The sequence below is a fragment of the Pseudomonas sp. B28(2017) genome (genome assembly GCF_002113025.1).
Lineage (GTDB): Bacteria > Pseudomonadota > Gammaproteobacteria > Pseudomonadales > Pseudomonadaceae > Aquipseudomonas.
Genome location: NZ_NEJH01000020.1, coordinates 46,268 through 56,010 on the forward strand (window position 1 = coordinate 46,268; position 9,743 = coordinate 56,010).

General features: G+C 61.0%; 3 protein-coding genes and 2 rRNA genes. All 5 read right to left on the reverse strand.

Annotated elements, in window-relative coordinates; all coding sequences use genetic code 11:
* Nucleotides 1–23: 23 nt before the first annotated feature.
* Nucleotides 24–2,111 (reverse strand): exodeoxyribonuclease V subunit alpha, encoded by a 2,088-nt coding sequence (recD, locus tag CAF65_RS27150; RefSeq protein ID WP_085719061.1) that lies wholly within the window; start codon nt 2,109–2,111, stop codon nt 24–26.
* Nucleotides 2,108–5,797, reverse strand: a complete 3,690-nt coding sequence (recB, locus tag CAF65_RS27155; RefSeq protein ID WP_085719062.1) for an exodeoxyribonuclease V subunit beta — start codon at nt 5,795–5,797, stop codon at nt 2,108–2,110. Before recB ends, recD begins: the two co-directional genes overlap by 4 nt.
* A complete protein-coding gene (gene recC, locus CAF65_RS27160) occupies nt 5,797–9,246 on the reverse strand; it encodes an exodeoxyribonuclease V subunit gamma (protein WP_085719063.1) in 3,450 nt (1,149 codons plus the stop codon). The genes recB and recC overlap by 1 nt, the downstream gene beginning before the upstream one ends.
* Nucleotides 9,247–9,402: 156 nt before the next feature.
* Nucleotides 9,403–9,518 (reverse strand): 5S ribosomal RNA (rrf, locus tag CAF65_RS27165).
* A gap of 145 nt (nt 9,519–9,663) precedes the next feature.
* Nucleotides 9,664–9,743 (reverse strand): 23S ribosomal RNA (locus CAF65_RS27170); the annotation flags it as partial.

Here is a 9,743-nt window from a genome sequence, read left to right on the forward strand (position 1 = left end):
AGCAAATGCTGTCAGTCGCGGCCTTACTTGAGCTCCAGCATCAGCCCGCTCAAGCGTTTGACCCTGCGTTTCACCGCCTCTTCAAACACGCCCGCACGCGACTCGATCAAGGTGAACCAGTCCTTGGCCCGGGTAATTCCGGTGTAGATCAGTTCCTTGGTGAGTACCGGATTCAAGGCGTCAGGCAGAATCAACGCGGTATGCGCGAACTCCGAGCCCTGGGATTTATGCACGGTCATGGCGTATACGGTTTCGACATCATTCAGGCGGCTGGGCAGGACAAATCGCACGCCACCCTGGCCATCATTTCGCGGGAACGCCACTCGCAGGACCTGCCTCCCGGTTTCATGGCCCTCCTGCTCCGGGAGCTTGAGGGCGATGCCGATATCGCCGTTCATCAAACCCAGCCCGTAATCATTGTGGGTCATCAGTACGGGGCGGCCTTCGTACCACTGCTGGTCACTGTCGATCAGGCGTGCCCTCAGCAAGGCGTCCGTCACTCGCTGGTTCAAGCCCTCCACACCCCAGGGTCCCTTGCGTACGGCACATAGCAACTGGAACGCGTCGAAGGCCTGCAACACTTGTCGAGCCCAATCAATCCAGCGCGAACCCTCCAGCGGGCTGTCGAGTGGCGGCCGCTGATTACGCAGCACGCTCAGGTAATGTCGATAACCCTGCGGGCCCTCACCATGGCCGTCGAGAAGCAGACGTTCCAGGGCCCGGTCCTGCTCCCCCTTCAGGGACAGGGAATACACATCGTCATGGCTGCGCGCAGACAACAACCTGCGTGCTTCATCGGGTTGCTGCTGGTTGACCCAGCGAGCCAGTTGACCAATACCGCTGCCCTCACCGAATCGCCGGGAATGGCGCAACATCACCACCTGTTGGGCCAGTGGATGAGCGCCCTGCGTATCCTCCTGCAATCCGCTGGCCTGCAAACTTTCGCCACTGACGGCTTCCAGCCACTGGCGTGTCTGTGGGCTGTACCAGCCAGCCTCGGCGTCGCGGCACAGGTCCCCCAGTACCGCTCCGGCTTCTACCGAAGCCAACTGGTCCTTGTCACCCAACAGCACGAGGCGCGCATGGGCAGGCAATGCGTCGAGCAGATTGGCCATCATTTCCAGGTCGATCATCGAGGCCTCGTCCACCACCAACACATCAAGCGGCAGACGATTGCCCGCATGGTGTCGAAAATGGCGAGTCCCGGGCCGGCTGCCGAGCAGGCGGTGAACGGTGGTGACATCGGACGGGATCTTGTCTCGAATGTCTTGCGAAACCTTCAAGGTCCGTACTTGCTGGCTGATGGATTCTGTCAGACGCGCCGCGGCCTTGCCGGTCGGTGCGGCGAGGCGGATGCGCAGGGGCTTGCCGGCCTCGACCGCTGGCGCCTGGAGCAACGCCAGCAAACGCACGACGGTGGTGGTCTTGCCGGTTCCCGGCCCCCCCGTCACGATGCTGAAGGCGCTGCGGGTCGCCAGTGCGCAGGCGAGCTTCTGCCAGTCGATCACCTCGCCGGGCCGGGCAGGACCAAACAAACCGGTGAGGCGCTGGAGCAAGTCGTTCGGCGTGGACTCCTGTTCCGTCAGACGCTCGCGCAACGAGAGGTCGATCCGTCGCTCGTAGGCCCAATAGCGGCGCAGGTACAAGCGTTTGCCCGATAAAACCAAAGGTCGTTCGCGCACGTGGTCACGACTGTCGACAGCCAGTGCGACCTGGTTGCTGGCGGCCAGCACCTTGCACCAATGGGCCCCGTCCAGCGAGCCCAGCAATTGCGACGGCAACAGCATTGCGCCGCCCTGCACGTCACCCTCGGGTGGCAATGACAGGGCGAAGTCAGGTTCTTTCAGTGTCTCGAACAGGTCAAGGCAGACATGCCCGTGGCCCAATTGGTGGCTGGTGAGCGCGGCAGCCAGCAACACCAGCGGATCACCATCCGGAGCCAGCTCATGCAGAAACGCCACAAAGGCTTTGTCCAGTGCTCGCAACCAGCCTCGCTCGACCCAACGCGTGAGCAACAACAGCAAGTCGTCGGCGCGACTCAGCGGCGCCAGTTCAGACAGGCTTTCGGCTGCCAGCGATGTGGGCAACAAATCGGCGAATGTGCGGTTCATAACAGTACTCCCTGTTCCCAGGCGGGCTCGGCCTTGGGCTCTGGCTTGCCCTGGAACAGTCTGTCCAGACGCTCGATCAGTTCTCTTGGCGGACGGGCAAAAAACACGCCCTGACTGGCCGCACGGGTACCACGCAAAAACAGGTACAACGCACCACCGACATGCCGGTCATAGTCGTAATCGACAAGACGCGCCTTGAGCTGGCGATGCAGGGCCAACAGGTACAACACGTATTGCAGGTCATAACGGTTGTCGAGAATCGACTGTTCCATGGCCTGCAGGGTGTAGGCCGCATCATCGGCGCCAAGCCAGTTGGATTTGTAGTCGGCAACGTAATAGCGGCCATTGTGCTCGAACGTCAGGTCGATGAAGCCCTTGAACATGCCGTTGAGCAACACCGGTTCGGCGGCCACCCGGGCCACGCCGTTATGGGTGTATTGGCACACCAACGCGTCGAGCTTGAGCACATCGACCTTATGGCTGGCGAACCAGAACTCCATCTCGACCTGGTATTGCGTCAACTGCCCGAATATCACCGGTGCCTGTCCGGCGCCCAGCGCCAACGGCGACTTGAGCAGATGCTGCAGCCAGTCACTGAGCGTGGTGATCCAGCCCTCCCAGCCTCGACGATTGCAGCGACGGGCAATGGCGTCGTTCACATCTTGTGGCCCAGCAGCAAAACCCTCGCCTCCCGCCCATTCGAGCAGACCATGGAGGAAGGTGCCGGGGTTCGGGCCACGCGGGAAGCGATGGATATCGGCACCACCGGCCACCACTTCTCTCGGGGCCTGCGGGTCAAGGCGTTCGTCATCGAACAGTTTTTGCGCCTGCGGGCTCTCTGGCGCCTCGTCCGAGCCGACACTCAGGGTGTCGCCAATGCGTAATGCGCTGTAGGAAGCGATCCACCAGTTTTCGCTGGCCTTGCGTTTCGGGATCAACGGAGGCAGCAGCGCCGCGTCGTTTTGCGGTGGCTGGTATTGCTCGGCAGTCGCTTCAGGCATCCGGGCATAGGCCAGCGCCGGGCAGTCCTGTTGCAGATCTCGCAACCACTGCTGCAACGCCGCGGACTCGGTCAATGGCGCACCGCCCCCCAACAGATAACCCAATGCCGACAGGTGCAGCACCGAGCCATTGTTGTTGCCGCGCTTGAGGTCAGCCACCCCCAGCCAGCAGGCATGTTGCGCCCGGGTCAGGGCGACATAGAGCAAGCGCAGATCCTCGGCCAGGCGCTCATCATCGGCCAGGGCAATCAATTCTGCGGTCGGCTTCAACGAGACCTGGGCATTGCCTGATTCGTCGTGGTAGTGCAACGGCAGACGGCTGCCATCCACCGGTTTCGCCGAACAGATGAACGGCAGGAACACCAACGGGTATTCAAGGCCTTTGGACTTGTGAATGGTCACCACCTTGACCAATTGCTCATCACTTTCCAGGCGCAGGATCTGCTCTTCGCCAGCCTGCCCGGACAATGCCAGATGCTCGGACAGATGCCGGATCAGTGCTTGCTCGCCATCGAGTTCCGCGGCCGCCTGTTGCAGCAATTCGGACAGGTGCAACAGATTCGTCAATACCCGCTCACCGTCGCTGAGTGCAATCAGCGCCTGGGGCAGACGGAAGTCGTGCAGCAAGCGCCGCAGCATCGGCAATACGCCCTGCTTGCGCCAGACTTCGCGATAGCCACGGAACTGCATGACCCGGGATTCCCAGGCCAACTCGTCCTGATTCAACCGCTCCAGCTCAGTCAACGAAAGGTTCAAGGTGATGCTGGCCAACGCTGCCCGCAATGGTCGCTCGACATCCGGCTCGGCGCAGGCCTTGAGCCAGGTCAGCACGTCATGAGCCTCTTGAGCGGCGAACACCGAGTCCTTGTCCGACAGGTAAACACTGCGCACGCCCCGGGCGGCCAATTCGGCACGAACCGCCTGCGCTTCCTTGCCATCGCGTACCAGGATGGCGATGTCCGCCGGCAGCAGGCCTCTGAAGGCTTTGCCGTCCTGGGTGAACCCCGCTTGCCCCTGTTGTCCGCCATTGAGCAACGCCGTGATTTCACTGGCGCAGGTAGCCGCCAGATGTTGCCGGTACACCGCACCGGACAACGGTTGTTCGGTCGCCAGGTGCCAGATGTTCAAGGCCGGGACTGCCTGATCATTTATGCGCAGGACTTCTTTGCGGCCCTGGGAGGCAACCGGCGTGAACGGAACCGGATTGTCGCCATTCTTCTCCCGGAAGAGGAAAGCCCCGCGCCCTGACTCCCGGGCTTCGGCACGCTCGAACACATGGTTCACCGCGTTGACCATGCCATGGCTTGAGCGAAAGTTGGTGCCCAGGGTGTGCAGGCGGCCAGTGGTGGCCTGTCGAGCGCGCAGATAGGTATGGATGTCGGCGCCGCGAAAAGCGTAGATCGCCTGTTTCGGGTCGCCAATCAGGAACAGGCCGCACTCGGGGCTGTTCTCTTCAATCCGGTAGATGCTCTCGAAGATCCGGTATTGCACCGGGTCGGTGTCCTGGAACTCATCGATCAGTGCAACCGGAAACTGCTCACGAATCAGGGTTGCCAGTCGCTCGCCGCCATCGGACTGCAAGGCCGCATCAAGGCGCAGCAACATGTCGTCGAAACCCATTTCCGCACGGCGGCGTTTCTCTTCTTCGAATCGTGCCCCGACCCAGCGGGCGGCGTGTTGCAATACGGCGGCATCGGGTGTTGGCAGCCCATCGAGACTGGCCTTGAGGCCGGCCATCGCATCGAGCCCCGGATGTCGAGGCGTTTCGCCCTTCCAGGCTTCGGCCATGCCATCAGGGGTCAGGCGCGTGAAGCCGGTGCCGATATCCAGCTGTTCAAGGGATTCGTCTTTGGCCCAGGCCTTGATCTTTTCGAACCAGGGCTCGAAATAGCGGGCCTGCATCTTGCGACCGTCGACAGCCTTGCTGGCAACGCCCTGGTGACAGATGGCAAGCAACTCGTCCGCCCACTGCAGCCAGGGCTGCTTGAGTTCGATCAGGGCAACCCGTCGCTCTTGCAAGCACTGCGAAATCACCTCGGCGGGCTCTTTCCCTTGCAGCGTATCCCGCTCGCTGGCGAACAGCGCACGAATCCGCGGCAGCAACGCCGCCGGGCCGCCCCAATTGCTGCGCACCCAATTGAGCGCGTCACCTTGCATCGGGTAACAGAACAGCCGCCAGTAATCACGCAGGACTTCCCCCAGCAAGTCGCTGTGGTCGGTTTCCAGGGTCTGGGTAAACAGGCTGCCGCTGTCGAAGGCGTGCTCGCGCAACATGCGCTGGCACCAACTGTGGATGGTAGAAACCGCCGCCTCGTCCATCCACTGGGCGGCGATATCCAAGCGGTTTGCGCACCCGGGCCATTGCTCGGGCAAGTACTGACCACGCAACTCGGCAATCAAGCTGTCGGGGGCCGGGGTTTCATCGCGAAAATATCGCGCGGCCTCGGCGAGCCGCGTGCGAATGCGTTCGCGCAACTCTTTGGTCGCGGCATCGGTGAAGGTCACGACGAGGATCTGCGGCGGCAGCAACTCTCGCCCGAACCCTGAGCCCTCGTCACCATGGCCAAGGACCAGGCGCAGGTACAGCGCGGAAATGGTGAACGTCTTGCCGGTGCCGGCGCTGGCTTCGATCAGTTGACTGCCACGCAGCGGGAATGCCAGGGCCAGAGGTGTCTTCGTACTCATCAACGCGGCTCCTCACTGGACAGTGAACGCCAAGGGGCTTCAAGAAGCGGGCGATAGAGCGCATCACACCATTGGGGGAACGTCTCATCGGCGGTCAAGGCAGCGTAATCGGCGAACTGGCGGGCGAGTGCAGGGCTTTCGCCCCGTTCTCCGTCCGTCGTCTGCCCGTCGCCTTCATAGGCCTTGCGCGCAACGGCCTCGGCCTTGACCGGGTCGGTTTGATCCAGCCACGCGAAGGCTGTCTTGACCGCGATTGGCAGAGGCTGGCGCATACCCGACTGCCAGGCCATCAACAGGTCGCCGAGAATTTCCTGTGCTACGGCCTCGTCCAGCGGACCGAGCAACAGGCTGTCGTCGCTGGCCACCAGTGCGGTGGTCAGCGCCATTCCACTGGCACAAGCGATCAGATGATTGACCCACGGACGTGTCAGGCGATGCCATTTGCGCGACTTGATCGAGCCGATACTGTTGGGGATCGTAGTGATGGTCAGCAAGCCACCATCAGCGCGCTGGTGCAGGCCGCTGAGCCAACCCTCAATGTGCAGGCCTTGCAGTTCAAGAGTGACGGGCAACGCGCTACCCAGCGGTGTTGGCCACAAAGCCAGGAGCTGCTGGTGGCGTTGCAGCAAGTCAGGTAATGGCTCGATCAATTCACGTTGCAGGCACTCACCGAATCCGGCCATGGGCAGCAACCCGCTGTTTTGCAGTCGCCTCGCCTGATCTTCCAGTGCCTGCCCGGCATTTCCGGGATCTGCCAGCCCCGCTTCGAGCAAACGGTCGCTGAGGCTGTAACGCTGCAATGCGTCCAGGACAAAAGGCTCTTCATCAGCCAACGGCACTTCTGCCGCCTCGAAAAAAACCTTCAGTCGCTGGCTGAAAAAGTGCCGTACCGGATTGCGCAGGAAATCCTGCAGTTGACCGAGACTGAGTGGTTCATCCTGAACGTGAGCCTCGAGCACTTCGGCACTTGCCTGTTGCTCTGTGGTTTGATGAAGGACCTGCCATTCGGTGGCGTAGCTGAACGAGTCATCCCCTTCGTGAAAGTAGCGCGCACTGAAGGGTTGCAACGGGTGTTCCCGGGTCATGCCCTCAATCAGGTCCTTGTCGCTTTGCGCCAATTGCCAACCGCTGGCCAGGTGGTCACGCAACTGGCCGATCAGTACCGAAGCAGGTCTCTCGCTGTTGTCGCGGATGCTGCGGCCCACCCAACTGATGTAGAGCTGGTCCCGTGCCGACAACAAGGCTTCCAGTAACAGATAGCGGTCATCTTCGCGTCGGGAGCGATCGCCTGGGCGGTAATCACTGCCCATCAGATCGAAATCCAGCGGCGGTTGCGCGCGCGGATAATCGCCGTCATTCATGCCCAACAGGCAGACCAGTCGGAACGGGATAGCACGCATGGGCATCAAGGTGCAGAAGTTGACCGCACCGGCCAGGAAGCGTTGAGACAAACGGCCCTGATCCAGACCTGCGAGCCAGGCTTCACGGACGACAGTCAGCGGCAGCTCGTCCTGCAACCCGACGGACTCGCAGGTCTCGAGCCAGGTCTCACGCAGCTCTTCGAGCTGAGCCAGCAAGTAGTCGTCGTGTTCGTTACTGGCAAGGAAGAACAGCTGCACCAACGCCTGCAAGCGCAAGCCCCATTGCTGTGGCGGTGCAGGCTGGGAGAGCTCGTGGTGAGCCACTTCCAGCGCGTCCAGCAGCGCAACCAGCGGGCCGATGAGCGCGGCGTCCAGCCCCCCGATTTCGTCGTAGGGCTCGATTCCCTCATAAGCATCGGCGCTGCCAACGGCATAACCGAGCAACATCCGGCGCAAGCCGAAACGCCAGCTGTTTTGCTCCAGTTCATTCGGCAGCCCGAGCCCGGCACGTTGCTCGGCATTCATGCCCCAGCGAATGCCGGCACCTTCGATCCAGCGGTGCAGCGTCGGCAGGTCACGCTCCTCGACACCAAAGCGCGCGCGCAGCGCCGGGACGTCCAGCAGATCGAGAATCTCACTGACGGGGAATCGGCTGTCGGGCAGCTTGAGCAAGTGCTCGACGGCAATCAGCAGCGGGTCGCGACCACGCTGGCCCTGGTCCGCCAGGGTAAACGGAATGAAGCGCGGATCCTGACGGTCAAGCTGACCAAACACGGCCCGAATGTGCGGGGCGTAGCTGTCGATGTCCGGGACCATCACGATGATGTCCCGAGGGCGCAGTTGCGGGTCGGCGCTGAAGCGCGCGAGCAGTTGATCGTGAAGGATCTCGACTTCTCGCTGAGCACTATGAGCAATGTGAAAACGGATCGATTCGTCCTTCTGCAGATCGATGGCCGGCCAACGCTCGCGGGTTTCGTTGAGGGGACGCAACTCGAGGATGTCATCCTGCAGCTGGTTGAGCACATTCAGCGGCTGACCGTCACTGAACAGGTCGATGCGCCCGTCGCGGAATGCCGAGCGATAGCTGCTGGGATCGTCATGGCTGTCGAGCAGGTTGATATAGTCCCGCCCCTGTTTACCCCAGGCAGCCAGCAGCGGGTGAGCATGCTGGTGCAGGGTTTGCGGATCGATCACTACCGGCATCCCGCCTTTGCGGGCTTGACGCTTGTATTGATGCCGCAACAGGTCCTTATCTGCGACGATGTCTGCCCAATGGTGACGACAGGGGTTGTGTACGCACAGCAGGACCTGGCTGAAGCGTGCGAGTCCCGCCAACGCTTCCAAGGCTTGGGCAGGCAGCGAAGAAATCCCGAAAACGATCACTCGCGAGGGTAATCCCCTGGGTGCGACTTCAAGATTGTTGATACGCTCCACAAAGCGCTGATGGACGCCGGCACGGCTTTGCGCCATGCCTTCTTCCCCCACATCCAGCAAGAGTGCGCGCCATAACTCTGCCTGCCAGCAATTGGCCGGCGTCAGGGGCTTGGCTTCGCCCCTGGCGTTTCTTGTTTGATGTCGACCTTCTGCCCAGTCTTCCAGCCAATCAGCCCGATAGACCTGGTATTGGTCGAACAGGTCCGCCAGACGCTCGGCCAATTGGTAGCGTTTGCGCAGGTCAGTGTCATGGATCAGGAAACGCTGCAGCGGCTCGAAGTGCGGTTGATTGATCAACTGCGGCAGCAGGCGCATCAAGCGCCAGGTCAGCGGGGCTTTATCGAGCAGGGACTTGGCCGGAATCTCATCGCGGCCGAGGACCATGCGATAGAGCTGCCACATGAAACTACCGGGCAACTGCACGTCGATGGCGGCGGCGATGCCACAGCCGCCCATGTCGTCATCCTCAGAATCTTCCGCCAGTGCCAGCTTCAGCCATTGGGCAATGCCGTTGCTTTGCACCAAGGCAATTTCATTCTCCAGGGGAGCCAGCGGGTAGCGACGCATCCAGCTGACCACCAGGCTGCGCAACTCGTCCAGGCGATTGCCGTGAACCACCATAAAACCAGCACTGAGGGACGTCGCGTCCGGCATAAAGGCTTCCTTGGAAAATACAAACGCCAGGGGCAAACCTTAGCATTGTAGGGTGACGGTGACAGCCTGGACCTGTCCGGTATTGTCGTATGAGCTTTTCTGCGGCCAAAAACAAAACCCCTACCTGCGTATGCAGATAGGGGTTTCGGAATTTAATCTTGACGATGACCTACTCTCACATGGGGAAACCCCACACTACCATCGGCGATGCATCGTTTCACTTCTGAGTTCGGGATGGGATCAGGTGGTTCCAACGCTCTATGGTCGTCAAGAAATTCGGTGTGCCGACCCGTCTTTCGACGTTTCAGCAAATTGGGTATGCGATAGATTTGTGTGTTGTGCGAACTTTCGGTTCATTGCGTCTTCACACACCGCAATCTGATGCTCTTTCGAGTAGTCAAATTGCTTGGGTGTTATATGGTCAAGCCTCACGGGCAATTAGTATTGGTTAGCTCAACGCCTCACAGCGCTTACACACCCAACCTATCAACGTCGTA

What these genes read in the sequence shown, in the direction of transcription:
- recC (WP_085719063.1), bottom strand. Translation starts at nt 9,246, where the DNA reads ATGCCGGACGCGACGTCCCTCAGTGCTGGTTTTATGGTGGTTCACGGC.
- recB (WP_085719062.1), bottom strand. Translation starts at nt 5,797, where the DNA reads ATGAGTACGAAGACACCTCTGGCCCTGGCATTCCCGCTGCGTGGCAGT.
- recD (WP_085719061.1), bottom strand. Translation starts at nt 2,111, where the DNA reads ATGAACCGCACATTCGCCGATTTGTTGCCCACATCGCTGGCAGCCGAA.